Below are 25,903 nucleotides of genomic sequence, written 5' to 3'. Positions count from 1 at the left end.
ACCTGTGGGAAAATTTCGCGTCAACCTGCAGATGGGCGCAATTATCTTCCAAGTTTTTAAACCGTCCAAACTTTAATCACCGGGCACACAGGGTGCCGTCGCAAATGCTGCGATTGCATTGCCGCGACTGCACAAAGGTGCTTGCGAAGCCCCGCGCAATTTAATACCCCATGAGGCAAGAAAATCGCAATTTCCTTTCTCGCACGAGGTCCAGATGAGCTTTCGCATTCAACCCGCCGCCCCCGCGCGCCCCAACCGTTGTCAGCTGTTCGGGCCAGGATCAAACACCAAGCTGTTCCCCAAAATGGCCGCATCCGCCGCCGATGTGATCAATCTTGATCTTGAGGATTCGGTGGCGCCGTCGGACAAGGACGCCGCCCGCGCCAACGTGATCGAAGCCCTGAACACCGTCGATTGGGGCAGCAAATACATGTCGGTCCGCATCAACGGGCTGGATACGCCCTATTGGTACCGCGACGTTGTTGACCTGCTGGAACAGGCGGGCGACCGCCTGGATCAGATCATGATCCCCAAGGTGGGCTGCGCCGAGGATGTTTATGCCGTGGATGCGCTGGTCACCGCTATCGAACGCGCCAAGGGCCGTACCAAACCGGTTTCGTTTGAGGTCATCATCGAATCCGCAGCCGGCATCGCCCATGTCGAAGCGATCGCGGCCTCGTCGCCCCGTATGCAGGCCATGAGCCTGGGGGCTGCGGATTTCGCCGCCTCGATGGGGATGCAGACGACCGGGATCGGCGGTACGCAGGAAAACTATTACATGCTGCGCGAAGGCGAAAAGCACTGGTCCGATCCGTGGCACTGGGCGCAAGCCGCCATCGTTGCCGCCTGCCGCACCCATGGCGTATTGCCAGTGGACGGACCATTTGGCGATTTCTCGGATGATGACGGGTACATCGCACAGGCCAAACGCTCGGCGACGCTGGGCATGGTCGGCAAATGGGCAATCCACCCCAAGCAGATCGCGCTGGCCAATCAGGTCTTTACGCCATCGGATGAGGCCGTGACCGAAGCGCGCGAGATACTTGCCGCGATGGAACAGGCAAAAGCCAATGGCGAAGGCGCAACTGTCTACAAAGGCCGCCTAGTCGATATCGCGTCGATCAAACAGGCCGAAGTGATTGTGGCGCAAGCCGAGCTGATTGCCCGCGGGTGAACATTGAAAAAGGCGCTCGATAGAGCGCCTTTTGCTACCGGCCGAACACTTCGTTTGGTGTCCAGGTGATCCTTTCACCCTGCTTGCCCGACTTCATCATCAGGCAGGACGTTCCGAGTTTCTGGAAATAGATGATCTTTAGCGGATACCATCCGGCCTTCGGCACTTCGACTTCGGTCAGTTGATTAGCTTCGCACCCCTGAATACCCCTTACATAGCCGATTTGCTGTCCGCCGACCCATGCTTCGATGCCGTCATTCGACCAAGTCTCAAGCTCGTAGACACCCGGCGAATCGAACCGCATGTAGCCTGTAATCTCAGCCGCTACATTATAGGGGTCGCTGAACGTCAGCACTTTTTCACCTTTGTTCGTGTCCCTGTAGTCCAATCCACGCAAGGGTTGCCCGGGCTTTGCCTTGGACAGCATCTGTTTGGCTTGGCCGAGGTCCCGGATCTTGCGCTGCGTTCCGTTTCCAACATATTTCACATCCAGACCCGCCTTGGGGCTAGGTTGCGGGCTGGCGGGTTGCAGTTTTAGCGGTGCGGACATAGCCACCCCGGCGATCAACGCCATGGCTGCGGCAAGCGCTCCGGTCCGAACAAATGTCATGGTCTTCTCCCTGAGTTTGGCCCCTTTGGAGTTATTCTCCATTTTGGTCAGGCCATTCAGGTGACAGTAGGACGTGAATTTTCACCCTGCAAGACAGTTAAAGATCACATTTCCACCTTCAGGCCCGCATATCCTTGGGCGAGCCCATCACCACATACGACGTGATCGACGTCACATGTCGCAGCGTTCCCAGCACCTCGGTGTGAAAGGTCTTGTAGGACGGCAGGTCGGTGCATTCCACACGCAGCAGGTATTCCAGAGTGCCGGTGATGTTGTGACACTCGACCACCTCTGGCGCGTGTTGCAGGGCGCGTTCGAACCCTTCCTGCGCAGCTTTTGTGTGCTCACCCAGCCCAACGCCGACATAGGCGACAAACCCGACGCCCAGCGCGGTCGGGTTCAGCACCGCCCGGTAGCCCGAGATCACGCCCGTACGCTCCAACTCCTGCACCCGGCGCAGACAGGCGGACGGCGAAAGACCGACGCGGTCCGCCAGATCCAGATTGCTGATACGGCCATCGCGCGACAGCTCACGCAATATTAGGCTGTTTATTTGATCAATTTTCGTCATTAATTGTGGTTACTAGAAAGTCTTGCATCAAAACGCAATTTCATTTGGCCTTTGCAATGCAATTATACGTGCCATGACCTACGATATCCTGCTGGCCTTGATCACTTTTGCTTTCGTCTCGTCGATCACGCCGGGGCCGAATAATCTGATGCTGATGGCATCCGGGGCGAATTTCGGATTTCGCCGCACGATCCCGCACATGCTGGGGATCGGCCTGGGGTTTACATTCATGGTGCTGCTGGTGGGTGCGGGATTGGTACAGGTTTTTGAGACTTACCCGGTCAGCTATTTAGGGCTGAAAATCGCATCGGTCGTCTATTTGCTGTATCTCGCCTGGAAGATTGCCCACGCCGCCCCGGCAAAAGAAGATGCGACGACTGGCACCCCCATGACCTTCTTGCAGGCCGCTGCGTTTCAATGGGTCAACCCAAAGGCCTGGGCTATGGCCCTGACGGCCACTACCGCCTATACGCCGGACCATACGCTGACGGCCATAATGATCGTCGCTCTGATCTTTGGGGCGGTTAATCTGCCCTCGGTCAGCGTCTGGACCATTCTAGGACAACAGATGGCACGGATTCTGACGAACCCGCGCCGATTGTTCTTCTTTAACTGGACCATGGCTGCGTTGCTGGTGGCCTCGCTTTACCCGGTTTTGTGGCCGAGCTGAGCTATTTCAGCGGCAGGCAGATTTCGGTCAGCAACTCATCTGGCGCGGTGTCGCGCGGATCATTGAGGTAGATCTCATAGCAGGGCTGATCCGCTGGTTCCTCACCGGATTCAGGCAACCAATTGCCAAACAGGCTGTGATAGGCCGCATGGATGCCCGAGTATGGCCCCTTGTAAGTCAGGACGGCCGTTTTGCCGCCCGTGATGTTCAGGTCTTCCATCCCCTCGGGCGTGTTGTCACCCCGGAATTGCGCGCCGGCAAAGCTGCGCAGCTTGTCCACGGCCACATCATCCGGACTGTCCAGATACACACCGACAACCGGACCAAGTTGTGGCCACAGATCACGGGATTCGCATATCGCGGTAAAGGTTTCAAAGCTCTTGCCGATCTCGGCATAGTTGCCCTTGTGTGGCAGGGCCACAATGCGGCGGGCGGGTTCGGTGCGGGTTGTAACGGGATGCATGGGATAGTCTCCGATTTTGAGGTGTGGATTGACCAGCAACCAGCGCCCGGACCTGCGATAAGTGCCGGGGCTGATGCCATAGGCCTGCGAAAAGGCCCGCGCAAAGGAATTCAGATTTGGGTAGCCGACAGCCGTAGCGATCCCAGCAACCGGGCGGTCGGTTTGCACCAGCCAACAGGCGGCGCGGTGCAATCTGATCCGGCGCACGGCCTGTGCGCAGGTCTCGCCGGTAATGGCACGAAACACGCGGTGCCAGTGGAACCGCGACATCGCCGCCACGTCAGCCAATGCATCCAATGACAGGTCCCCTGCGGGATGGTCGTGGATATAGGCCAGCACGCGCAAAACGCGATCTTCATAGCTGTTGGCCATCGGCATCCTTCCTTCTCTCTGCCCATCTGTGGTTGCATATTCCTGATCCGCAAATCTTGCTGAGTTGCATCCGGAGCGACGTCAGGTCATATAGCGGGGAACATCTGCGTTGAGAGGCGTCATGACCCAGTATCTGGATTTCGAAAAACCACTGGCCGAGATTGAAGGCAAGGCCGAGGAATTGCGCGCGCTGGCCCGCGCGAACGAGGAAATGGATATCGCCCAAGAGGCCGCCGCGTTGGACGCCAAAGCCGCCAAGATGCTTGACGAGCTTTATGCCGATCTGACCCCCTGGCGCAAATGCCAGGTCGCACGGCATCCCGAACGCCCCCATTGCAAGGATTATGTCGAGGCGCTGTTCACCGAATTCACCCCACTTGCCGGGGATCGGAACTTTGCTGACGATCTGGCCGTGATTGGTGGTCTGGCGCGGTTCGACGACCGGCCGGTGATGGTGATCGGGCACGAAAAAGGGTCGGATACCAAATCCCGGATTGAACGGAACTTTGGCATGGCGCGTCCCGAAGGCTACCGCAAAGCCGTGCGCCTGATGGAAATGGCCAGCCGGTTCGGCTTGCCGGTGATTACCTTGATCGACACCGCAGGCGCCTATCCCGGCAAAGGGGCCGAGGAACGCGGCCAGTCCGAGGCAATCGCACGCTCAACTGAGATGTGCCTGAAGATCGGCGTGCCGTTGGTCTCGGTCATTATCGGCGAAGGCGGATCCGGCGGAGCGGTGGCTTTTGCGACGGCCAACCGCGTCGCGATGCTGGAGCATTCTGTCTATTCGGTGATCTCACCCGAAGGCTGTGCCTCGATCCTGTGGAAGGATGCGGAAAAGATGCGCGAGGCCGCCGAAGCGCTGCGTCTGACTGCGCAAGACCTGTACAAGCTGGGTGTCTGCGACCGGATCATTACCGAACCCAAGGGTGGTGCCCACCGGGATCGCGGGGCCACGGTCGATTCCGTGCGTGCCGCAATTGCTGCCATGCTGACAGAGATGGACGGCAAAGATGCGGCGGCCCTGATCAAGGACCGCCGTCAGAAATTCCTGGATATCGGTCAAAAAGGTCTGGCGGCTTAATCCGTCAGCCGCCCAACTGGCGCAACAACGCAACCGAGGGCTCTCCAGTCACAGACAGCCCGTTGGCGCGTTGATAGGCGCTGATGGCGGATTTGGAGTTGTTGCCAATCACCCCATCCGCACCTTGTGTGTCATAGCCCGCCGAGGTCAGGCGACGCTGTAGCTCTGTGCGATCCTCCAGTGTTAGGCCAGTTTCGTCTGGCCCGAACGAGGCCTGAAACGGTGCCCCACCTGCAATCCGGTCAGACAGGTGCCCGACACCAATCGCGTAGCTGTCCGAGTTGTTATAGCGCTTGATCACCTGAAAATTGCGGAACACGGCAATACGCGGGCCTGGCACCTGAGGTTGCAACACAGCCGTGGGTGTGCCGGATACGGTGCCGACTTCACCGCCCCAGGTCTGCCCCCGGACCCAACCCGCGCGCGACAGGTAGGCCGCAGTTGAGGCCAGCGAATCCGTCGGGTCCTCGGACCAGATATCACGCCGCCCGTCCCCGGTGAAATCTACCGCATAGGCAAGGTAAGAGGTCGGAATGAACTGCGTATGCCCCATCGCCCCGGCCCAGCTGCCGGTCATATTGGCAGGCGTGGTGTCGCCGTTCTGAAGGATTTTCATCGCTGCGATCAGCTGGCTTTCAAAAAACTGCCCGCGCCGCCCGTCATAGGCCAGCGTCGACAGCGCGGACACCACCGGCACATCACCCCGGCGGGCCCCATAGCGGCTTTCCAGGCCCCAGACGGCGACGACAACCTCTTTGTCGACGCCATATTGCGCCTCGATCTGCGACAGCGTTCCGGCGTGGCGCACCAGCATCTGTTTTCCGGTGCTGATCCGCTCGTCCGAGGCCGCAATGGCCAGATAATCCTCGAGTGAGCGTTTGAATTCCACCTGATTACGATCACGCTCAATCACTCCGGGCAAATACCCGGCCCCTTGAAAGGCGCGGTTGATCGTAGTCTGGGATATCCCTTGTCCCGCCGCGCGCGCCTTAAAGCCAGAAACCCAGGCGTCCCAGCCCGCATTTGGTACCGCCTGCATCCGCGACGCAGGCGCACGCGTTGGCGCGCCACCTGAACAGGCGGCCAGCAAAGTTGACCCGAGCCCGAGTGAAAAATTCCGTCGATTGATCATGTCTGAAATCTGCTCTTGTTGTGATTTGGTGCAGAATACAACAGACCCAATGCGCAGACCAGAACCACCATAGCCTACCGGAACATACCAGCATGTTCGGCAACAAGCCGCTTAACTGACAAGCATCCGCAGACCCTGCGTGACATCTGAACGAACAGCCAGACGCAACCCCGGTTCATCCCCGGCCTGCAGCGCCGCGATGATCAGCTTGTGGTAATGGGGCGGCTCAGTGCGTCGCAGCCGCCCATAAAGTGCCCGCATCGTCGGCCCCATCTGCAACCAGACGGTTTCCGCAATCGCCAGCATCGCCGGGGCTTGCGCCCGCAGATACAGCGTGCGGTGAAATTCCAGGTTAGTGCGGATGTATCCTACGGCGTCACGCTTGGTGACCATCTCGGCCACGGTCATGTTGATGCTTTGCAACCGGTCAATCAGCGCGATATGTGCACGCGGCAAGGCTCGACTGGCCAGCTCTACCTCAAGCAAGGCCCGCAAGGCGGCCAATTCCTCGATCCGGTCATTGGTCAGTTCCGGCGTTGATACCCGCCCTGAAGTCGACAGGAACAATGCCCCTTCAGCCACCAGCCGCCGCACGGCCTCACGCGCTGGTGTCATCGAGACGCCAAACTCCTTGCCGATCCCGCGCAGGGTCAGCGCCTGACCCGGCGCGATTTCTCCGTGCATGATCCGGGATCGCAGGGCGCGATAGACCCGATCATGTGTTGCGGTCTGAGAGTCGGAGGGGCGTGCGTTTAACATACCGCCCATGTGATCACAAACTGCCCGAGGGTCAACTCACCGGTGCGTCAAATCGATACTGATGCAGCTGCGCCCCGTTGTCGCGCAACCAGCGCCGCTGGGTTTTGTAGTCGCCGAATATCCTCTCGACCTGGGCCCAGAACGCAGCAGAGTGGTTCATCTCGGCCAGGTGCGCCACCTCATGCGCGGCCACGTAATGCAGGATCTCGGAGGGGGCCAGGATCAACCGCCAGGAAAACATCAGCCCCCCCGCCGAACTGCACGATCCCCAGCGCGACCGAGTGTCCCGGATCGTCAGACTGGAATAGGGGCGGCCCAGCATCGCCGCATAATCATCGCAGGCCCCGGTCAGGCGATCCCGCGCCAGCTCTTTCAGGAACCGAGCCAGACGTCGCGCTTCGGCCCCTTGGGGAACCGCGACCTCATCGTCTTGCAACTGGATGCGACGGCCCTGCGCGCGGACGATTCGCCGGTCGACGCCTTCAACCGGAATGATCTGACCAAATTGAACGGTTGCAGGCTCGGGGCGGTCCTGAAGGTGCTTGCGAATCCACTCTTCCTTGGTGCGGGCGAAATTCAACGCATCGACCTCGGGCAAACCATGCGGATAGGTCAGCGTAACCCGGCCGTCCAGCTGAGATATTCGCAGACTGATACGCCGTGCCCGCGCCGATCTGCGCAGCGTCAACGGCACCGGCGGCCTCCCGGGCAGTGCATGATCTCCCATATACCTGTTTCTCCTGCGCAAAGGCTTTGACAGTGCCCGCTGCTTGTGGCACGTGACCTGAATCGTTGATACGACTCACCTGATATCAAGGGGATTTGAGATGCCCAAGGAAGAATGGGGTGTAAAGCGCGTTTGCCCGACGACTGGCAAACGGTTTTATGACCTGAATAAGAACCCGATCGTTAGCCCCTATACCGGCGAGATCGTGGAGCTTGAAACCGGCAAAAGCCGGATGATCGCTGCGGACGCCGAAGACGCCGCATCGGCCAAAGCGCGTGAAAACGCGTCGGATAGCGAAGCCGTTCTGGATGACGACGACACTGTTGACGTTGAACTGGACGACGATCTTCTGGACGATGATGATGACAGTGAAGACAACGTCTCGCTGGAGGAAATCGCCGACATGCCGTCGGAAGAAGAAACCTAAGACCGGTCAGAGGCGACCCTCGCGTCGCCTCATGCCCACCCCGGGCGCGGGGCGGAAGATTTTTTGGCGATTTCCATTTATTTGGACTTGCACTTGCAGCCACCGTCTCATAAACGTCCGCCCACTGCTGCGGCAGTACCTGTATGGGGCCTTAGCTCAGTTGGGAGAGCGCTTGCATGGCATGCAAGAGGTCAGGGGTTCGACTCCCCTAGGCTCCACCAAAACCTAACAGTGATCCGCCACGCATAGTTCTTCCTTTTTGGCAGCAGGATTTTCCTTTGGGGCCGAAGCGGAACTTAGAGCCCTTACCAGACCTTGATCACACCTCGGTCTTTCGCTCATGCAGCAGGTCGCGAAGCACGTAAACCAGACATTCTCTGAGTGGCACGCAGATGGCGGCGAGGCGGACAAAACGGGCTTTCGCTGCACAGGTTTCTATGTCCGGATTGGTGGGAAGTTGAATATTCCATAATAAAGAGCAGCCCGCAAAGTATTGCGGGCTGCCTTGGTGTTCGCTTCAAACGAATTGGAAATCGTTTTCCGACAGCAGCGCGGGATTTAGACCTGTCAGAGTAATTGTGCCCTGACCTGCCATGTCCACGACCGCTCCGTCCGCGCTGTCGGTTATCACAAGATCTTCATAGGTCAGGCCGGTGCCTTCCAGCCTCAGCAAATCAACGCCGTCTTCAAAATCGGTAACTCGGTCATCGCCCTCGCCTGTTTTGAACACAAATTGATCGTGCCCGTGTCCACCGGTCAATACATCATCACCAAACCCACCAACAAGCGTGTCAGCGAATTTCGTCCCGACAAGCACTTCGCCTCCGCTGCTGGCGGTATCATTAATCGCGCGGTAGCGGATACCCAACTCGTCTAGAAAACCATCTGAAAACAGAATGTTCTCGATGTTCGTTTTGATGTCGCCAACATCATAGAGGTTTTGATAGTCCAGCTTAATCTGGCCATCTGGCGTATCAATCAGTGTATATCTGCTGTCCTTGGAAAAGGTCACCTGATCCGCGCTGTATTTGGAAAGATCGAGTGTGTCGTTTCCTCTGTTGTGCTGGCCTGCGATCAAATCATCGCCCGAATGGTAGATAATTGTGTCATCGCCGTAGCTAAGAATAAAGGTATCATTGCCCGCTCCGTCAGTCAAAACATCATCGAAGCGGGTGCCATTGATAGTATCATCACCAGAAGTGGATTGGTCAGTCATCGCCTTGTTCAGAATGGCGGCTTCGTCCAGCTCCCCGTCGGAGAATACGACCTTGTCAATGTTGAGGTGCACACTGCCCAGTTCGCGTGAGAACTGGCTGTCCACTTTGATCTGGCCATCAGGCGTGGTGATGATCAAGTTGCTGCCATCTGACGCAAACTGGATTTCATCAGCTTGGTACTTGCTTAGATCCAGAGTGTCGAAACCGTCATTTCGGTTTGTGATCCGGTCATCACCTGAATGGTAGATGATCGTGTCATCGCCATGGCTGGCATAGAACGTGTCGCTTCCTGAGCCGTCGATGATCGTCTCGCCGTACTTTGTTCCGACAATCGTGTCATCACCATCTGTCGACTGATCCGACAATGCGCGATCCCGGATGCCGACTTCATCCAACGTACCGTCTGAGAACACGATGGTTTCAACGTTCGTCTTGTCCGAACCGATGTCATGATAGTGTTGGTACGTCAGGGTGATCGTCCCGTCAGGGGTCTCGATGATTACAGAGTCGCCGCTGCTAGACAAGCTGACCTGATCAGACGAATACTTGCTCAGATCTAGCGTGTCTTGACCACGGTTGGACTGATGCCCATGCACAACATCGTCGCCCGAATTATAGACAATCGTGTCGTTACCACTTTCGGCCCTGATCACGTCGTTGCCAGAACCACCTAGAACTGTGTCGTTACCGCCACCAGCCTCAATCTCATCGTCTCCGGACCCACCCGCAAGAATCTCACCCTCGACGGTTCCAGAGAGTGTGTCGGCTGCATCCGTGCCCAAAACCTGAGTTGATGCCGCGGTCTGCCAATCGGCAAGTGATACGTCCTGAAGGGTGATCGTCTCGTTATTGCCATAGGCGATGACAACGCTGCTGTTTTGCTGTGATATGGTCACCCCTGAAGGCGGAGAGCCTGGATCGACTACAACACCAGAGACTACGATTACACTTGATGTGGGCTGAAATCCTGTAAAGGATTTGCTGCCGCTTCCAGGCTCGATGTTAAGTTCGGTATTCTCGGCGATCTGCTCGGGTGGCTCGGGGGGGACTACATCTGGCATAATTGCAGTGATTGACCCATTGGATTCGAGAGTCTCGCCTATGAACTCGCCTCCAGCAACAAACCAATCCACTTGCGAGCTGCTGAAGATCTCACGCGCACTTGAGCCGGGAAGCCAAAAATAGATTATTGCAGGGACGCTTTCGTCCGGCGTTGCATCCCCAAACCGATACTCATATGACGCAACAAGGTCGGCGTCATTCAAGTCGCTTGGATCAATAAAGTCTGGAATTATGGGATCTCCATTGTCGTCGAGAGCAAAATGTCTATAGCTGTAATTCACCGAATGGGACGTCTGGATTTCTTCAACCGAAGTCCCCAAGAATGTGGCTGACACAGTTGACACTTCCTTGGCTGGCCTCGTCGGCACGTTGGATGTGTTCGTCTGCGTTATGCTATTGTAGTCGTAATAATCAAAGATTTTATCCGGAATCAGGAAATATAAGGCTTCATCGTAGGCATCCTGCAGGAAGTACTGACGTGCCTCGATCTCAAGTTGCTCATCGCGAATTTTTATCGGATCGGTATCTCCTTGACCCCAGAAATACCTGTCTTCTGAGCCGGGGTTCAGTATGACTGCATCAAATTGTGACCAATCAATATCAGCGTCAATCAGGTCAAGATTGAACGTCGAGAAGTTCTCTTCAGTGAGCCCTTCTACTTCGACCGTTGCGATACGGCTGGCGCCAGTAATGATATCCTTCTCGTCACCACCAAAAATAATGGCAGGTCCTGTACCGCCCTCTTGAACATAAAATGTATCAATACCTTTGCCACCGGCAGCCATTTGACCATCCGAAAGGTAGAACGTGTCATCGCCGTCACCACCGACCGCGATTTCAATGTCAGTATCATCGAGGTTCAGAGTGACACCGTCTTCTCCCTCAACGATAGCGATATCCCGACCTTCACCGCCATCGACAACAGTATCTTCGGCGTCTATGTGCAGGGTATCGTTGCCCCCGCCTCCGCGAAGCTCGTCAGCGCCGCCATTGCCTTTCAGAATGTTGTTTTGACCGTCACCGGTTATCGTATCGTCTTGGTTGGTTCCAATGACATTCTCGAAATCAATGACTTCAAGAACTTTTGCGTCATTCTTCAGCGAAACCGTTTCATCCGCTAAGGATACATCTGCACCGGTTGCTATGGCCGGCGACAAGTCAATGGTATCCCCAAGTGTGTCTTCTTCTGACCCGTGAACTGAGTCCAGAGAGGTTGCGACATCACTTAAATCAGATATGACCAGTGTATCGTCGTTTTGTCCAAGCGTCAGGCTCTCGACGTTGAATACGATGGTCTGATCACCGTCCCCGGTATCAACAACCGCAGAGAAATCTGCTTCGGAGTTAACATGTTGGATCGTTGCGACGAGCTCAATATCAGTGTGGGTGAGCGGGACAAAGGAGACTTCGTCGTCACCGACACCACCATCTATGAGATCGTTTCCAGTCCATCCGTAAATTAGATCGTTACCAGCCCCTGCATGTACAATGGTGTCTCCCTCGGTGCTTTCTATTAGGTCAAGATCAGCCACTGTGGATCCAACCAAAAGCTCAGCAGTGAGCCTCCCCAGAGTTGTAAGGCTCGATCCCGCGAGCCCACCGTACGCCTCGCGCCAAAAATCATTGGCCGCAGAGATACCCGCATTCGTAACTTGCGCAGCTTCCACTATTCCATCTACACCTTGCTTCCACTGCAAGCTGATTAAGTTGCCTGCTGTGCCGCTAAGCAAAGAGTCAAGTCCACCCGCTACCGATGACTTGATGGCAGCCAAAAGATCGTAGGTATCGCCTTTAGTCTCGAGGATATTATCGTACCAAAACTCACCTACGCCCAATCCTAGAAACAGGATATTGCCAGACCAAACCGCAAGATCGTTAGAATAAGAGGAGAGCGCATCCAGCGATGCGAGGGCATCCTGTTCGCCTATGCGCTGGACACTGGGGATTGCATAGTAGTTTTTTCCGTTGATCGGAGTTTCCGAAAGTTCAATATCTCGAAGAACTGCTTGCGCAATTTCGTCGGAAGCCTGTTGAAGAACACCTTCAACGTTACTGATGCTTTGACCTGTCCGTATCTCAAGCTGGGTTTGAGTGTAAGTTCTTATGAGATCTGACGCACCACCCGTGCCCCTGTTTGCTTGCCCTGCCGCGCCGAACCATGCCTGTACGTTACCCTCTGCCGCTGTCTCAAAATCGTCGGGAGATTGCAGAAATCCTGATATCAAATCATACATGTCCGCATAAGGATTTGCGGCATCTTCGTTGCTGATTGCAGCACGGAGTTGTTCGACTTGCTGTTCAGACAGGTAATACATTGAAAATATCCCTTGGATTGATTAACCTTACTTCTATACAATCAGAAGGATCATAGCTTGACCTCTAAATCAATGCTTCTACTGTGTTTTATTTTTTGCTTGTTTGCGTCGAGTGCGTCGCAAGCGGATAATGAGCAGCATGTCATCCGACTTGGGTCAAGGGTATTTTATACGGGGGAGGAAATACCATCGGTTGGAGTTGAGCCAAATTTTATTCCGTTAAATAGGATTGACTGGCTAAATGAGATTCTGGGCACCAAGCCCACACTTAAAAACACTGTTATTCATATCGATCTTCTTAATCGAACCTCGGAATTTCTGTGGTCACCGACAGGCCCAAGTGATGCCTATATCCATCCAGAGCCCGTACCTGAGCATCTCAGGTTACCAGGCTACACTGTGAACTCGTCTAGTGAAAACAGCCTCAGGCTTCTATACTTGACCCCTAAAACTTCCAATAAGCAGTTTGCTTTGGGTTGTAGTGCAGAAAGGGACTCTAAAACCTTCGAATATTGTGGGTTAACAGCTCGCTATCCCCTTGATCCAAGAATCATAATTCTGACCCGAATTTACCATCCGCCGCCTGTGGATGAATTGGCTGCATTTTTCGAAGATATTGCGGAGATCAGCGTCGGAATAGCGCTCTGTTTGGATGTTACGGACGAGCATAATGGTAGCACAAAGCAAGAAACTAAAGCGTATCTGGAAGGTAAGAAGGAAGGCAACAATAGCTTTTGTGATGCCGCACTCTCGTCTTAGGTCGTGTTGACAAAAGGGATTCACAGCGACCTCTGATCGTGATTCAAGCCGGTATCTGCGATGGAGACCAGCTTGGCACGAAACCTAATGTCGGACGAGGAGTGGGCGTTCTTTGAGCGGTTCATCCTTTCGGTCCGTGCCCCGAACGGGCGCAAACCTACCAACCATCGCCTTGTTCTTGATGGTGTTTTCTGGATTGCGCGTACAGGTGCCCCGTGGCGAGACTTGCCTGAGGAGTTTGGGAAGTGGTCGAGTGTTTACCGACAGTTCCGGCGCTGGACACTCGCGGGGCTCTGGGAACAGATTCTGGAAGTCTTGACCGAGAGCAGGATCGTTCCTGACGCTCTTCAAATGGTCGACAGTACCGTGGTTCGTGCCCATCATCAGGCAGCGGGCGCAAAAGGGGGACACCGCAACAGGGTTTTGGCCGCTCAAAAGGCGGCTTCACGACCAAGATCCACCTCCGGGTAAATGCCGCTGGGCTGCCGATGAGAACTAACATCACACCCGGCCAGACATCGGACTATCTCGGCTTTGATCGGGTTATGGACGACAACCTGCCGGAGCCAGTCGTGCTGCTGGCCGACAAAGGTTACGATGCCGACCGTATTCGCACCGAACTGCACAGCCGAAGCATTCGACCGGTGATCCCAATGCGAAAGTCCCGAAAGAGGCGCGTTGGGTTGGATTGGCCTCTCTACCGGCTAAGAAACCTGGTCGAGAGATGTTTCAACAAACTTAAGAATGCTCGGCGGGTGGCTACCCGCTATGATAAGACAGCCGAAAGCTTCCTCGGCTTCGTAGATATTACTTCGATCCGCCTCTGGGTCCGCCATTTGTCAACATGACCTAAAACGTGGCGCGCCATTCTTAACTGTTCAGGTTTCACCAACTCCTCCTTATTCGAGCATTCACATCCGGTCGCACTGGGGGTCAATTGCGGGTCGCCGACACCGAGCTAATTATTCTGGTATTCTGTCAGTGCTGCAATGCACCCTTGTTCGCGGATGAAGTTCATCCAAAACTCAAACTCTTCAACGAATTTTCGTTCGCTGCAAAGCCCGCCATAAAACGTTGTCTGTTCTAGCCACGCGGCAGGACGTGTCGTTGCTTTGTGTGCGGTTGCGTTCAGTTTGTCCCAGAAGGGATCGTTGGGCAGGATTTCCGAGCCGTCTTCCCGGGTACCCAGGCACATTCTGGCCCATAGTGCTTCGACCAGTGCCAGACCCCTTACGGATCTGCCCTCAGCCAGTTGGTCCCAAACAATTGGCAACACAAAACCGCTATGACGCGAAGACCCGTCAAAGGCGACACGACGTGTGGTGTCGACAATCCGCGGGTTGGAAAACCGTTTCTCGATCAGTTCATAGTATTCCAGCGCCGTCAATTCCGGAACCGGAGCAACTGTCGGTGCGATTTCAGTAATCTGAATGTTTCTGAAAAAACCCGCAATCAAGGGTTGGGCCATGCATTCCGCGATGGTTGAAATGCCCAGCAGTTCACCGGCATTGGCAATGACCTGATGGCCTGCATTGAGCATTCGGATTTTCATGTTCTCGTACGCATGAACGTTGTTTGAAAATGTCGCCCCGGCATGGTCCCAATCAGGACGGCCATTGCAAAAATCGTCTTCGATAACCCATTGACGGAAGGCTTCATGCGTAACCGGTGCGGCGTCGCTCACTCCCAGCTCGTGGACGAGATTTAGCTCATTTGGTCCTACAGCCGGTGCAATGCAATCGACCATCGAATTTGGAAAGGAAACGTAGTTCTGTATCCAATCCGCCAGATCTGGGTCTGTCAGTCGCGCAAGTGAAACAACCGTCTGCTTCAGAACCGTTCCGTTACCTTGGAGGTTGTCGCAGCTTAACCCCGTAAAGGGTGTATGGCCCGCTTCCCGGCGCAGTCGCAATGCCGCAACCATGGCACCAAACGCGGTACGTGGCTTGGCAGGATACTCGACGTCATGCACGATATCTGGGTGGTTGGAGCTGAACTGTTTGGTTGCAGGGTCAATAAAATACCCACCTTCTGTCACGGTCATGGCCACGATCCGAATGGCAGGGTCCGCCATAGCGGCAATCAATGGGCCATTGCTTTCTTCGATAGGGAGATAGTCGATCATCGGACCAATGACTTCTGCAAACGTGCTGTCCCGCTCAATTTGAACCAAAGTTGTCAGGCAGTCCTGAGCGAGAAGCTTTTCGCGCATGACCGCGTCATAGGCGCGTACGCCCGCGCCGATAATGGCCCAGTCATGTGCTTCACCGGCCTGCATAAGCCGATGAAGGTACCAGGCTTGATGCGCGCGGTGAAAGTTTCCAACACCGATGTGCACAATGCCCGGTGTCAGACGGGTTCTGTCATACTGCGGATGCTCGATCGGAAGCTGATCCAGCGTTGCATTAGAGAGTGGAATTAGCTCATCCATTGTCCGCCATCCACATTGAAGCATTGTGAAACGACGTAGTTGGCCTCATCGCTCGCCAGAAACACTGCCATACCGGTCAAATCCTCTGCTCTGCCCATGCGCCCAAAGGGAACAGCCGTGCCGACTTCTGCTTTTTTTTGGCCTGGTGCTTTGCCTTCGTATTTGGCAAAAAACGCATCTACGCCGTCCCAGTGTTCACCGTCTACGACACCAGGTGAGATGGCGTTAACGTTGATACCTTGTTTGATCAGGTTCAATCCGGCTGACTGCGTTAGGCTGATAATGGCCGCCTTCGTTGCGCAATAGACCGCGACGAGCGGTTCGCCGCGCCGCCCGGCCTGACTAGCCATGTTGATGATCTTGCCACCTTTTCCGTGCTCAATCATGTGCCGGGCCACGGCCTGCAACGTAAAAAGCGTACCCGCAACATTGACGTCAAAGGCGCGCTCGTAGTCGTCGCGCTCGATTTCAACAATTGGAGCGGCGGTGAAAAGAGCGGCGTTGTTAACGAGAATGTCAATCTGACCGAGTTCTTTCGCAGTATGTGCAACGGCGCGGTCGATACTGACCTGGTCGGTCACGTCCATAGACACTCCGATCGCATGGCGGCTCAATGCAGCAGCGCATTCGCGGGCGCCCTCGCCATTGATATCGGCGATTGCAACCCGCGCGCCCTCGTTAACATAGGCCTCGGCAAAGACCCGCCCGATCCCTCGGGCAGCACCAGTAATCAGGGCTGTTTTTCCAGCCAGACGCATTAGTCGACCCTCAGACCCTGGGCGTCGAATTTATGCAGCTGATCCAGCTGTGGCGTCAGGTAGATGGTGTCGCCGTGCTTGGCCTGGATGTCGCCGGTGATCCGTACTGTGACCATGTCGGCAAGACCGGTGTCATGTACATGGATGAAGGTGTCGGAGCCCAAATGCTCGGCCACGCCAACCACACCCTTCCACATGCCTTCGGTCTTGCTGACAGCTGTATGCTCCGGGCGGATGCCGATTGTTGCTGCGTCGTGCTTTTCCGCCTCAGCACCTTTGATCAGGTTCATCTTGGGCGAGCCTATAAAGCCAGCCACGAACTCATTGCGCGGTTTGTGATACAGCTCGAGCGGCGAGCCGACCTGTTCAATGAAGCCAGCGCGAAGGACGACGATTTTGTCGGCCATTGTCATGGCTTCGACCTGATCGTGGGTTACATAGATCATGGTCGTTTTGAGACGCTCGTGAAGCTCGCTGATTTCCAAGCGCATGCCGACACGCAGGGCGGCGTCAAGGTTCGAAAGTGGTTCGTCGAACAGGAATGCTGCCGGCTCTCGCACGATTGATCGTCCGATGGCGACCCGCTGGCGCTGACCACCCGACAGCTGACCCGGCTTCCGATCCAGATAGTCCGTAAGGTTGAGCGCCTTGGCCGCCCCTTCGATACGGCGGTTTTGCTCGGCCTCGTCGATCCCGGCCATCTTCATCGGAAACGCGATGTTCTTGCGTACCGACATATGTGGATAAAGCGCGTAGGACTGGAAGACCATCGCCAGACCACGCTTGGCTGGAGGCACATAGGTTGCATCGGCTCCGTCGATTTCGATGTGACCGGACGTGATGTCCTCAAGTCCGGCTATCAGGCGCAACAGTGTGGACTTGCCGCAGCCCGACGGCCCGACAAATACCGTAAACTCGCCGTCTTCAATCGTGAGGTCCAGTGGTGGAATGACTTGAACGTCGCCGAAGCTTTTGGTCACCTGGTTGAGTTTGATTTGTCCCATTGGTCAAGTTCCTTATTTGACTGCGCCGAAGGTCAGGCCGCTGACAAGTTGTTTCTGGCTGAACCAGCCAAGAATGAGGATTGGCGCGATGGCCATGGTGGATGCCGCACTGAGTTTGGCAAAGAACAGGCCCTCCGGGCTTGAATAACTGGCAATGAAAGCTGTCAGCGGAGCTGCTTTTGCCGCCGTCAGGTTCAGTGTCCAGAACGCCTCGTTCCACGCCAGGATGAAGTTAAGTAGCAAAGTTGAAGCAATTCCGGGGATGGCCATCGGAGTCAGAATGTAAAGAATTTCTTCTTTCAGTGTTGCCCCGTCCATACGTGCTGCTTCCAGGATCTCGCCGGGGATTTCCTTGAAGTATGTGTACAACATCCAGACGATAATCGGCAGGTTCATCAGCATGAGGATAATGACCAATGCGCCACGGCTGTCCAAAACTCCGAGTTTGATACAGATCAGATAGATGGGGTACAGAACACCCACTGCCGGAAGCATCTTGGTGGACAGCATCCAAAGTAGAATGTCCTTAGTGCGCTTGGAGGGCACGAATGCCATCGACCATGCTGCGGGTACTGCTACGATGATACCCAGTATAGTCGAGCCGCCCGCGATGATAATCGAGTTCCAGAGGAACCGGGCATAGTTCGACCGTTCCATCACCGCAGAATAGTTCTCCAACGTCCAGTCGAATGCGAGGAAAACCGGAGGGTCAGCAATTGCCGTCGCTTCGGTCTTGAAGCTGGTAAGGATGGTCCAAAGGATTGGAAAAAAGATCAGCAACCCAATACCCCATGCTGCGGTGGTATTGATGATCTTGCGTTGTTGAGTAACTGCGCGGGCCATTTTTTCCTCCTCACGCGTCCAGATTCTTGCCAACGATGCGCATCAGGAAGATCGCAACGATATTGGCGAGAATGATTGCATAGACACCACCGGCGGAGCCGAGGCCGACGTTCTGACTTTCAAGAACACGTTGGAAGATCAGGTAGGTAAGTGTGCGAGTTCCAAAGGCGCCTCCGGTGGTGACGAAAATCTCGGCAAAGATTGCAAGAAGGAAAATCGTCTGAATAAGAAGCACGATCGTAATCGCCCGGCTGAGGTGCGGCAGTGTGATGTATCCGAACCGCTTCAGCGGGGGCGCCCCATCCATTTCAGCGGCCTCAAGCTGTTCTCCATCCAGGGACTGGATTGCTGTTAGTAGGATCAGTGTGGCGAAGGGAAGCCACTGCCAGGATACGATCATGACAATCGAAGGCAAAGATGCCTGAGACAGCCATGAGATCGGCTCGGCCCCGAAAAAGCGCCAAAGATGGGCGAACAGGCCATTCACCGGATCCATGAACATGTTCTTCCATACCAGCGCTGACACGGTTGGCATGACAAAGAAGGGAGCGATGACCAGAATGCGTACGACGCCTTGTCCCCACATAGGCTGGTTCAACAGAATTGCCAAGAGAACACCAAAGAAAATTGTGATCAACAGGACGCCGCCGACGATAGTTAGAGTAGCTCCAACCGAAGGCCAAAAAGCGCTTGAACTCACGAAGCGTACGTAGTTTTCGAAGCCGACCCATCCAAGATCGCCACCACGCAATGGCAGGTATTTCTTGAATGAAAACATTAGTGTCATGATCAGGGGGACGAGCATCCAGCCGAGGAGCAAGATGACCGCTGGGGCCATCATAAGCCGTGCCGCTGATCGGGAATGTTTGGTTGCCATCGGGCATACCTCCTCTGTTGATCGCCATAAGGCCATCTGGAACAGTGCTACGATCGTAGAAGAATGTCAGAGTCTCGGGAAGCACATGGGAGAGGTGCACTCCCCGAGAAAGATGGAAACTTAGCGGTAGCCAGCTGCTTCCATAGCGTCGTTTGTCAGCGCCTGGGCTTTGGCAAGCGCTTCATCCACAGTCTGCTGACCCGCATATACGGCCGAGAATTCCTGGCTCACTTCGGTTGCAATACCTGCGAATTCCGGGATTGCGACGAACTGAACACCAACATAAGGTACGGGCTTGACGGTCGGGTTCGTTGGATCTGCTGCAAGGATCGAGTCCAGCGTCTTCTGTGCGAAGGGAACCGCCTGATAGTTGGGGTTTTCGTACAGCGATGTACGCGCACCCGGAGGCACGTTGGCCCAACCTTCGTTTTCTGCAACCAGTTCGATATAGTCGGTCGATGTGGCCCACTCGATGAATTGCTTCGCGGCATCTTCTTTTTGCGTACCGGCTGGTACCGCCAGTGCCCAGGCCCAGAGCCAGTTTGCTTTCCTATCGACACCCTCGCTATTTGGGGCAAGCGCGAAACCTACCTTGTCAGCAACAGTCGAGTCGTCTGGATTGGTCACGAAGGACGCAGCTACAGTCGCATCGATCCACATGCCGCATTTGCCCTGCTGAAACAGGTTCAGGTTCTCGTTGAAACCGTTGGTCGCATAACCTGTCGGGCCGGATTCTTCCATCATGCCGACGAAGAAGTTTAGCGCGTCAGCCCATTCAGGCTGATCGAATTGAGCATTCCAGTCTTCATCGAACCAGCGTGCACCGAAGGAGTTTGCAGTAACCGTGATAAATGCACCACCTTCACCCCAACCTGCCTTGCCGCGTAGGCAAATTCCGTTGATGTCGTTGTCGCGGTCGGTCATGGCTGCAGCGGCTTCACGGATGAACTGCCAAGTAGGCGCGTCGGGCATTTCCAGACCGGCCTTTTCCATCAGGTCGGTGCGATACATGATCATAGAGCTTTCACCGTAGAACGGTGCTGCATACATTGTGCCGTCGTGACTCAGACCAGCACGCATGGCTGGCAAGATGTCATCTGCGTTGTATTCGGCAGACAGATCGTCCAGCGGGACAAGCCAGCCATTGGCGCCCCAGATCGGAGTTTCATACATGCCGATGGTCATAATGTCGAAAGAACCGCCCTTCGCGGCGATATCCGTGGTAACGCGCTGACGCAGAACGTTTTCTTCGAGCGTGACCCATTCGACCGTATGACCCGTCTTGTCAGTAAAGTCTTGGGTCAGACCTTGCATGCGGATCATGTCGCCATTGTTCACTGTGGCAATGACAAGATTCTCTGCTAATGCACCACTCGCAGTGACGAGAGTCATTGCCGTCGCTGCACATAGAGCCTTTTTGAAAGACATCCGAATTCTCCTCCTCGTTGGATAGTGACATTGATCCTAGTCGTATTCTCAACGCGAAGTCAATTATAAATTTACGCGCGTAAAGTTAAGGTCATTCTGTTATATTATTAGGAGCTTAGGCTGATTCCCGCATGATCAGACGGCCTTCAAACAGCGTTTCTTGCCTTTCTGGAGGGCTTTCTCTCTTTTCGAACAATGCAAACAACGTAGAGACTGACCGATTCGCGATTGCTTCATAATCCTGCGCGATTGTTGTCAGAGGAGGGCATGTGAAACGGGAAAACGGGTGATCGTCGTGACCCGCAATCCGGAGATTGCACTCCGGACCATGACCTACGTTGAAGCCAAGGCCGTAGGCGGCTGACAGAAGACCAATGGCAAAACGATCATTGCTACACAGGATCGTGTTGGTTTTGAATGCTCCTTCAGACAAAAGCCGGTCACCTTCGGCTTTTCCAATTTCTTCGAAATCCCAGCCGTTTCCGCTGACCTGATAAATGTTCGGCGTTTGGCCGTGCCGCTCCATGCTTTCGATGTAAGCTTGTCTGTGCTTGTTGGCGTTCGGATTCAGAGGATTTTTCATTTCGAAGAAACAAGGCGGCTCGCCGCTACGGCAGAGGTACTCAACCATCAGATCCACGCTCTGAAAATGATCGGTGCCAACAAATGCCCTTCCAACATCGTGCATGTTGGCATCAAACAAGACGACCGGAATATCCGCGTCAAATGCCTTAACGGCGTCTTTGTCAGACAGCCTGCCAAACGGTGCCAGCAAGACACCGGCAGGTTTCAGGGACTTCAGCGAATTAAGGTTGTCTCGCTCCATGTCCGGATTACCGTGAGAACTGAGCAAAATCGGACTGTAACCGGCCTTAATACACGCAAGCTCCACGCGCCTGCCGATCTCGGAAAAGAAAGGGTCAGCCAAATTGGGTACCACAACGCCGATATTCTTTGTGGTGCGCCGGTTCTGGTTCATCGCAAAAACGTTCGGATGGTAGTCGTATTCTTCCAGCGCTGCTTCAATCTTTTTTCTCGTGGAAACGCGCACGCTCTCGGGGTCGTTGAAGTACTTCGAGACGGTGGGGCGAGAAATCCCACTGATAGCCGCAAATTCTTCCATATTTCGGATTTTACGTTGCAAACTTTCCTCACACCAAGTTTTAACATGTCGCGCGGTAACTATTGACAAATTTAGTGATGAAAGACCTGCGGTGTCAAGGTGGCATTGTGGTTTTGCCAGTGGTTCCGTTGCAAAGATTTGGGTCAGGCCTGTGTATTTCGATCGCTGCCCGGCTCAGATAGCAAGCTCGGTGAATTGACGAAACGGACATACCACAAATGCCAGATTGCGTTGATCAGCAGGGCGCATAAGTGCCGAAGTCTGGGCAGCCTGGCCTTTGGTGCTGTCAGACCAATTCGAACTCGTCTCTGCAAGGACAATATGACTGCCCTTTATGCCGCACCGAAACCGCGCCACTCAGCGAGAGCGGCGGCGCGGTTGAGTTTGAAATTCGTTCGAGTTGAAAGCCTGCGTTCCTGATTAAAGTGGTTGTAAACGGATGCGTGGACGGCGGCGAATTTCTGCAAACTTCGCATTCGCCGGAAGCGAAGCATCTCCCGTTCTCGTCGTCGAAACGGCAGGTGTGAGTTCTCCGCTCTATTGTTCAACCAGCGGCCTGATTCTTGCCTTCGCGCGGTGCCGATCTCCTTCAGCGCGGCGCCATAGGACCGCAGCAGATCCGTGACGAACACCTCCGCGCAACAATGCTTACGCATTGCCTTCTTTAAGAATTTCAATGCGGCCTTCTTATCACGGGTCTTCGTGACGAAGCTTTCCAAGACTTCGCCTTCATGATCGACGGCCCGCCAAAGGTAACGTTGCTCACCGTTGATCTTCACGAACATCTCGTCCAGATGCCACCGCCACCGGCTGGATTTCATCCCTTCAATCCGTCGCTTTGGGATCTCGGACGCAAACATCGGGCCGAACCGGTGCCACCGGTATCTCACCGCTTCATGGCTGACATCGATGCCGCGTTCGTGCAGCAAGCCTTCGACATTGCGAAGCGACAGCGGGAAACGAACATACAGCATAACCGCCAGACGGATTATCTCTCGGCTCGTTTTGAAATAGCGAAATGGGTTAGGTTTGGTCATCCGGTGAGGCTACGAAAACGCCCTGCCCGGCTCAAGCGACTTTGCTCTGACAGAACCGTTCGAAGAATAAGCGAAGTGCAAATGCGACGACTTTATTCCAGATCACCAACCCGACAAACGGAGCAATATTCTGTGACAATTTTGGATGTCGTTTTGGCCACGCAAGCCGGCCTATTTTCAGGCCTGAGGACTTTTGGCTAGTAGGTGGCTACTTACCTGCTCGATTGTTATTTCCAGGCTTCAATGTTCTGTTGAACGAACTCGACGATTGAAGCCGGAACCTTTCCGGTCAGCTTCTGGACGTTATCAGTGACACGGTCTTCTGCGCCTGCTGCAATAGCACCGTCCATTGCGGCCAGTGCCCTTGCATACTCTTCCGGCAATCCGAGGCTTTGATGACGCTCTGCCAGTTCATCGACGGTCAATCTGTCGTGGCTGATCTGGCGCCCGAGTTGGTAGGTCAGTGTCTCAGCAACCACATCATAGGAAATAGCTTCGGGACCGGTGAGGATGTAGTCGGTATTTTCGACCGTACCTGCAACCAGCAAAGCGGCGGCACAGGCAGCGATGTCGCCAGCATCGATAAAGCCAATCCGGCCGTCATCAGTCGCCGTGTAGATTGCAGCCTCATCGCGGATCGGATTACGATGATGTAGTTCCGAGAAGTTCTGCATGAACCATGCCGGGCGCAGCACCGACCATTCCGGAGCGTTGGAGCGCAGCCAGGCATGAACTGCGCCCATCATTGGACCGCCTTCTTCCAGTGAAGAACCACTGAGCAGAACGAAACGCTGGACGCCTGCGGCAAGCGCCGCCTCAAGGCCGGACTGCATTGCTCCCAGTGAATCCACGGTGTCTGTGGGTGCTACGAGGTAAACAGCTCTGACGCCTTCGAACGCGGCATCAAATGTCGATGGGTCCTTCCAGTCAAAGCGTGCATCGTTTTCACCCTTTGGGCTACGTGTGCCTACGTGCGGAGAGACGCCTTTTGCTTTCAACTGCTCGACAACGCGGCTGCCGGTTTTTCCGGTACCGCCGGTAACAAGAATGGTATTAGTCATCGATAAAGTCTCCCAGTTTAGATTTCAGAACTTCGACGCCTCCGACCGCATTCAGCAGAACCAGAGGGTTCCAGTAGTCGCGGTACTGCACGATGCGTCCGTTCCTGACTTGGACAACCGAGATGTAGTTTTGGTCATAGCGCCCGGCTTCGCCTTTGCCCTTACAGGAGAATTCCAAAACAAAGGTCTCGCCGTCTTTGGACGGGTGTGTGATTGCGGGGCTCATCGATTCAAAGGTAATGAGTGCTCCCACTTTCGGTAGATAGGCTTCCATCGCGGCGCGACCGCGTAACTCTCGCACAGAACCTTCCGGCTTAAATGGAAACTCGAACACAATGTCCTCGTCACACATATCCAGGAAGTTCTCACCCGCATCTGCGATGATTGCATCCCCGAGGGCGCCGCGTAGCATCGCGCCAAAGCTTGGTATGGTGTTAGTGTCAGACATGATATCTCCTAACTTCGTGTTTATCCCTTGTTGGGAGGGTTTCGATATGAGTTGCAGCTTGGGTCATGATGCTTTTCCAAACTGCATGATCAGAACACCTGCAATCGACAGCACAGCACCAGTGATGCGATAGAAGTCTGCTGGTCGAGGAGCGTTCCCAAGAAGCCCGTTCTGGTCCAGGATGAGTGCCATCGTCATTTGTCCTGCGACAACAGCTGCAATAAAAGCAGCGGCCCCAAAGCGTGGGATCAGAACCATGGTCGCCATCACGTAAATGACACCGATCACACCTCCTACCCACGCCCAGGAAGGAGCCGCATAAAGTGATGACAAGGTTGGCAATGTTGGACGGAGCCAAGTGATCCCGCCCACCAGGCAAACAAATGAAATTCCAAACGACAACAGGGTTGCCCAGAGGGGGTGCCCAGCCGCACGGCTGAGCTCTGCGTTCATTCCGGCGTGGATGGGTATCAAGGCTCCGCAAAGCAGAGGTGCAAACCACAGAAGTGCGATTTTCGGATCCATCTTCGCGCCCTTTCATAAGTCGCCAAAAACAGGTTGCAGTATCGATAAGTTTGCTTCAAACTGCATTGGAACGATACCGTTTCGTCCTATATAAAGGAGAATCACGATGGAACGCAAGGGTTCCGGCGAAAAAAAATCTGAACGGCCGCGTCGGAAGCCTGCCGGGGCTGCCGTATTGCAAGACACCGTGACGGATGCAATTCAACGCGCCTTGTTCGAAGAATGGGCGGAAACCGGGTATTCAGCGCTTCGCATGGAGCGGATTGCGGCGCGAGCTGGTGTTGGTAAGGCTGCGCTTTATCGTCGAAGCAAGTCCAAGTTTGAACTGGTGACAGAAGCGGTGAAGTCAGCAGCCACTGGTCTTACCCCCATTCCGGATACAGGATCTTTTGAGAAGGACGTTGCCAGGCTTATGCGCAGAATGGCTGCAACCCTGCGTCATCCGCTTGTGAGGCGGATCCTGCCGGACCTATATGCTGAGCACGCTCGCTCTGATGAATTAGCAGAATTGCTGGAGAGTGTGACGCGGGATCGCCGAGCCCAGGCAATGGTTATGTTGGACAGAGCTATTGAGCGTGGTGAACTGACAGAAGACACGGACCGGCAAATGATCCTGGATATGTTTATCGCACCGCTCTACTGGCACGTCATTGTTCAGCATCGACCTGTCAGATCAGCAGACATTCAACGATTTACTAAGCTGGTGCTAAGTGTTTAGAGAACAAGTAAAAACCAAGAGAAGATGAAGCCGTGAGCAGCATTGAAGAAAAACTAAGCGAACTTGACATTGTCATTCCGGACACCCCAAGTCCGCTCGGAAATTTTGCCCCCTATCTGATCGACGGAGACTATCTCTATATCTCCGGTCAGATCTCTGTTGATGTGGATGGAAACGTGCAGGATGTGTCGCAAACTCTGGGGTCTAGTTGACGAGCCTGCGTGATCTGAGGTTTGTACAGGTCGAAAAATTCCGAACAGGTTATTTGAGCATGATCTCGTTAAAGGGCTGTCATTTCCCCAAGGATG

The 25,903-nt window shown here is 54.7% G+C and carries 25 protein-coding genes, 1 tRNA gene and 1 pseudogene; 9 read left to right on the top strand and 18 right to left on the bottom strand.

All coding sequences use genetic code 11. The features are described from left to right. Nucleotides 1-214 precede the first annotated feature (214 nt). Nucleotides 215-1,174: an L-malyl-CoA/beta-methylmalyl-CoA lyase gene (locus RUM8411_RS19350; protein WP_085824372.1), complete on the top strand. Its 960-nt coding sequence runs from the start codon at nucleotides 215-217 to the stop codon at nucleotides 1,172-1,174. A 34-nt stretch (nucleotides 1,175-1,208) separates the two neighbouring features. Here the strand turns inward: RUM8411_RS19350 and RUM8411_RS19345 are convergent, their stop codons facing one another. Further along, a complete protein-coding gene (locus RUM8411_RS19345) occupies nucleotides 1,209-1,784 on the bottom strand; it encodes a PA14 domain-containing protein (RefSeq protein ID WP_085824371.1) in 576 nt (191 codons plus the stop codon). A gap of 118 nt (nucleotides 1,785-1,902) precedes the next feature. Then, on the bottom strand, nucleotides 1,903-2,355 hold the full coding sequence (locus RUM8411_RS19340; RefSeq protein WP_085824370.1) for an Lrp/AsnC family transcriptional regulator: 453 nt from the start codon (nucleotides 2,353-2,355) through the stop codon (nucleotides 1,903-1,905). A gap of 73 nt (nucleotides 2,356-2,428) precedes the next feature. Between RUM8411_RS19340 and RUM8411_RS19335 the strand changes: the two genes are divergently transcribed. Then, complete coding sequence (locus tag RUM8411_RS19335) at nucleotides 2,429-3,025, top strand: LysE family translocator (RefSeq protein ID WP_085824369.1); 597 nt, start codon at nucleotides 2,429-2,431, stop codon at nucleotides 3,023-3,025. Between the two features lies 1 nt (nucleotide 3,026). Here RUM8411_RS19335 and RUM8411_RS19330 read toward each other — a convergent pair whose 3' ends face one another. Beyond that, the gene (locus RUM8411_RS19330) at nucleotides 3,027-3,860 is read right to left on the bottom strand and encodes an AraC family transcriptional regulator (protein ID WP_085824368.1); all 834 of its coding nucleotides are present in this window, start codon (nucleotides 3,858-3,860) and stop codon (nucleotides 3,027-3,029) included. Between the two features lie 121 nt (nucleotides 3,861-3,981). Here RUM8411_RS19330 and RUM8411_RS19325 point away from each other — a divergent pair, with 121 nt between their 5' ends. Continuing rightward, the gene (locus tag RUM8411_RS19325) at nucleotides 3,982-4,944 is read left to right on the top strand and encodes an acetyl-CoA carboxylase carboxyltransferase subunit alpha (protein ID WP_085824367.1); all 963 of its coding nucleotides are present in this window, start codon (nucleotides 3,982-3,984) and stop codon (nucleotides 4,942-4,944) included. Between the two features lie 4 nt (nucleotides 4,945-4,948). Here the strand turns inward: RUM8411_RS19325 and RUM8411_RS19320 are convergent, their stop codons facing one another. The 3 genes from RUM8411_RS19320 to RUM8411_RS19310 form a co-directional block, all read right to left on the bottom strand. After that, nucleotides 4,949-6,076, bottom strand: coding sequence for a lytic murein transglycosylase (locus RUM8411_RS19320; RefSeq protein WP_085824366.1), 1,128 nt, complete (start codon nucleotides 6,074-6,076; stop codon nucleotides 4,949-4,951). A 111-nt stretch (nucleotides 6,077-6,187) separates the two neighbouring features. Continuing rightward, nucleotides 6,188-6,835 (bottom strand): GntR family transcriptional regulator, encoded by a 648-nt coding sequence (locus RUM8411_RS19315; RefSeq protein WP_200818614.1) that lies wholly within the window; start codon nucleotides 6,833-6,835, stop codon nucleotides 6,188-6,190. A gap of 31 nt (nucleotides 6,836-6,866) precedes the next feature. After that, entirely contained in the window at nucleotides 6,867-7,562 is a 696-nt protein-coding gene (locus RUM8411_RS19310) for a M48 family metallopeptidase (RefSeq protein WP_085824364.1), read from the bottom strand. A gap of 100 nt (nucleotides 7,563-7,662) precedes the next feature. Between RUM8411_RS19310 and RUM8411_RS19305 the strand changes: the two genes are divergently transcribed. Both RUM8411_RS19305 and RUM8411_RS19300 read left to right on the top strand, forming a co-directional pair. Then, a complete protein-coding gene (locus RUM8411_RS19305) occupies nucleotides 7,663-7,989 on the top strand; it encodes a TIGR02300 family protein (RefSeq protein WP_085824363.1) in 327 nt (108 codons plus the stop codon). A 145-nt stretch (nucleotides 7,990-8,134) separates the two neighbouring features. Then, a tRNA-Ala gene (locus tag RUM8411_RS19300) sits at nucleotides 8,135-8,210 on the top strand. A 296-nt stretch (nucleotides 8,211-8,506) separates the two neighbouring features. Here the strand turns inward: RUM8411_RS19300 and RUM8411_RS19295 are convergent. After that, nucleotides 8,507-12,583, bottom strand: a complete 4,077-nt coding sequence (locus tag RUM8411_RS19295; protein ID WP_085824362.1) for a calcium-binding protein — start codon at nucleotides 12,581-12,583, stop codon at nucleotides 8,507-8,509. A gap of 57 nt (nucleotides 12,584-12,640) precedes the next feature. On the opposite strand from RUM8411_RS19295, the gene RUM8411_RS19290 reads away from it, so the two are divergent. Then, a complete protein-coding gene (locus tag RUM8411_RS19290; RefSeq protein WP_143534942.1) occupies nucleotides 12,641-13,342 on the top strand; it encodes a hypothetical protein in 702 nt (233 codons plus the stop codon). Between the two features lie 60 nt (nucleotides 13,343-13,402). Further along, nucleotides 13,403-14,190: pseudogene (locus tag RUM8411_RS19285) on the top strand (IS5 family transposase). A gap of 110 nt (nucleotides 14,191-14,300) precedes the next feature. Here RUM8411_RS19285 and RUM8411_RS19280 read toward each other — a convergent pair. The 11 genes from RUM8411_RS19280 to RUM8411_RS19230 form a co-directional block, all read right to left on the bottom strand. Beyond that, nucleotides 14,301-15,773 carry a mannitol dehydrogenase family protein gene (locus RUM8411_RS19280; RefSeq protein ID WP_085824360.1) on the bottom strand — a complete coding sequence of 491 codons (1,473 nt, stop codon included), beginning with the start codon at nucleotides 15,771-15,773 and terminating at the stop codon, nucleotides 14,301-14,303. Continuing rightward, the gene (locus tag RUM8411_RS19275) at nucleotides 15,761-16,531 is read right to left on the bottom strand and encodes an L-iditol 2-dehydrogenase (protein ID WP_085824359.1); all 771 of its coding nucleotides are present in this window, start codon (nucleotides 16,529-16,531) and stop codon (nucleotides 15,761-15,763) included. The genes RUM8411_RS19280 and RUM8411_RS19275 overlap by 13 nt, the downstream gene beginning before the upstream one ends. After that, nucleotides 16,531-17,535, bottom strand: coding sequence for an ABC transporter ATP-binding protein (locus RUM8411_RS19270; RefSeq protein WP_085824358.1), 1,005 nt, complete (start codon nucleotides 17,533-17,535; stop codon nucleotides 16,531-16,533). Before RUM8411_RS19270 ends, RUM8411_RS19275 begins: the two co-directional genes overlap by 1 nt. 12 nt (nucleotides 17,536-17,547) lie before the next feature. After that, entirely contained in the window at nucleotides 17,548-18,378 is an 831-nt protein-coding gene (locus RUM8411_RS19265; RefSeq protein WP_085824357.1) for a carbohydrate ABC transporter permease, read from the bottom strand. A gap of 10 nt (nucleotides 18,379-18,388) precedes the next feature. Further along, nucleotides 18,389-19,255, bottom strand: coding sequence for a carbohydrate ABC transporter permease (locus tag RUM8411_RS19260; RefSeq protein ID WP_085824356.1), 867 nt, complete (start codon nucleotides 19,253-19,255; stop codon nucleotides 18,389-18,391). A gap of 120 nt (nucleotides 19,256-19,375) precedes the next feature. Beyond that, nucleotides 19,376-20,683: an ABC transporter substrate-binding protein gene (locus RUM8411_RS19255; RefSeq protein WP_085824355.1), complete on the bottom strand. Its 1,308-nt coding sequence runs from the start codon at nucleotides 20,681-20,683 to the stop codon at nucleotides 19,376-19,378. A 115-nt stretch (nucleotides 20,684-20,798) separates the two neighbouring features. Continuing rightward, nucleotides 20,799-21,806: a LacI family DNA-binding transcriptional regulator gene (locus RUM8411_RS19250; protein WP_085824354.1), complete on the bottom strand. Its 1,008-nt coding sequence runs from the start codon at nucleotides 21,804-21,806 to the stop codon at nucleotides 20,799-20,801. Nucleotides 21,807-22,138: 332 nt separating this feature from the next. Next, the gene (locus RUM8411_RS19245) at nucleotides 22,139-22,843 is read right to left on the bottom strand and encodes an IS6 family transposase (protein WP_085824353.1); all 705 of its coding nucleotides are present in this window, start codon (nucleotides 22,841-22,843) and stop codon (nucleotides 22,139-22,141) included. A gap of 227 nt (nucleotides 22,844-23,070) precedes the next feature. Continuing rightward, on the bottom strand, nucleotides 23,071-23,904 hold the full coding sequence (locus RUM8411_RS19240) for an ergot alkaloid biosynthesis protein (RefSeq protein WP_085824352.1): 834 nt from the start codon (nucleotides 23,902-23,904) through the stop codon (nucleotides 23,071-23,073). Then, a complete protein-coding gene (locus RUM8411_RS19235; protein ID WP_085824351.1) occupies nucleotides 23,897-24,352 on the bottom strand; it encodes a nuclear transport factor 2 family protein in 456 nt (151 codons plus the stop codon). Before RUM8411_RS19235 ends, RUM8411_RS19240 begins: the two co-directional genes overlap by 8 nt. 63 nt (nucleotides 24,353-24,415) lie before the next feature. Further along, nucleotides 24,416-24,877, bottom strand: a complete 462-nt coding sequence (locus RUM8411_RS19230) for a DMT family transporter (RefSeq protein ID WP_085824350.1) — start codon at nucleotides 24,875-24,877, stop codon at nucleotides 24,416-24,418. A gap of 106 nt (nucleotides 24,878-24,983) precedes the next feature. Here RUM8411_RS19230 and RUM8411_RS19225 point away from each other — a divergent pair, with 106 nt between their 5' ends. After that, a complete protein-coding gene (locus RUM8411_RS19225; protein ID WP_085824349.1) occupies nucleotides 24,984-25,595 on the top strand; it encodes a TetR/AcrR family transcriptional regulator in 612 nt (203 codons plus the stop codon). A 32-nt stretch (nucleotides 25,596-25,627) separates the two neighbouring features. Then, nucleotides 25,628-25,807 carry a RidA family protein gene (locus RUM8411_RS19220; protein WP_085824348.1) on the top strand — a complete coding sequence of 60 codons (180 nt, stop codon included), beginning with the start codon at nucleotides 25,628-25,630 and terminating at the stop codon, nucleotides 25,805-25,807. Nucleotides 25,808-25,903: the final 96 nt, after the last annotated feature.

This window comes from Ruegeria meonggei, assembly GCF_900172215.1.
In the GTDB taxonomy this organism is placed as follows: Bacteria; Pseudomonadota; Alphaproteobacteria; order Rhodobacterales; family Rhodobacteraceae; genus Ruegeria; species Ruegeria meonggei.
The sequence above is the reverse complement of the archived record's forward strand: the minus strand, read 5'-3'. Positions and strand labels throughout refer to the sequence as shown.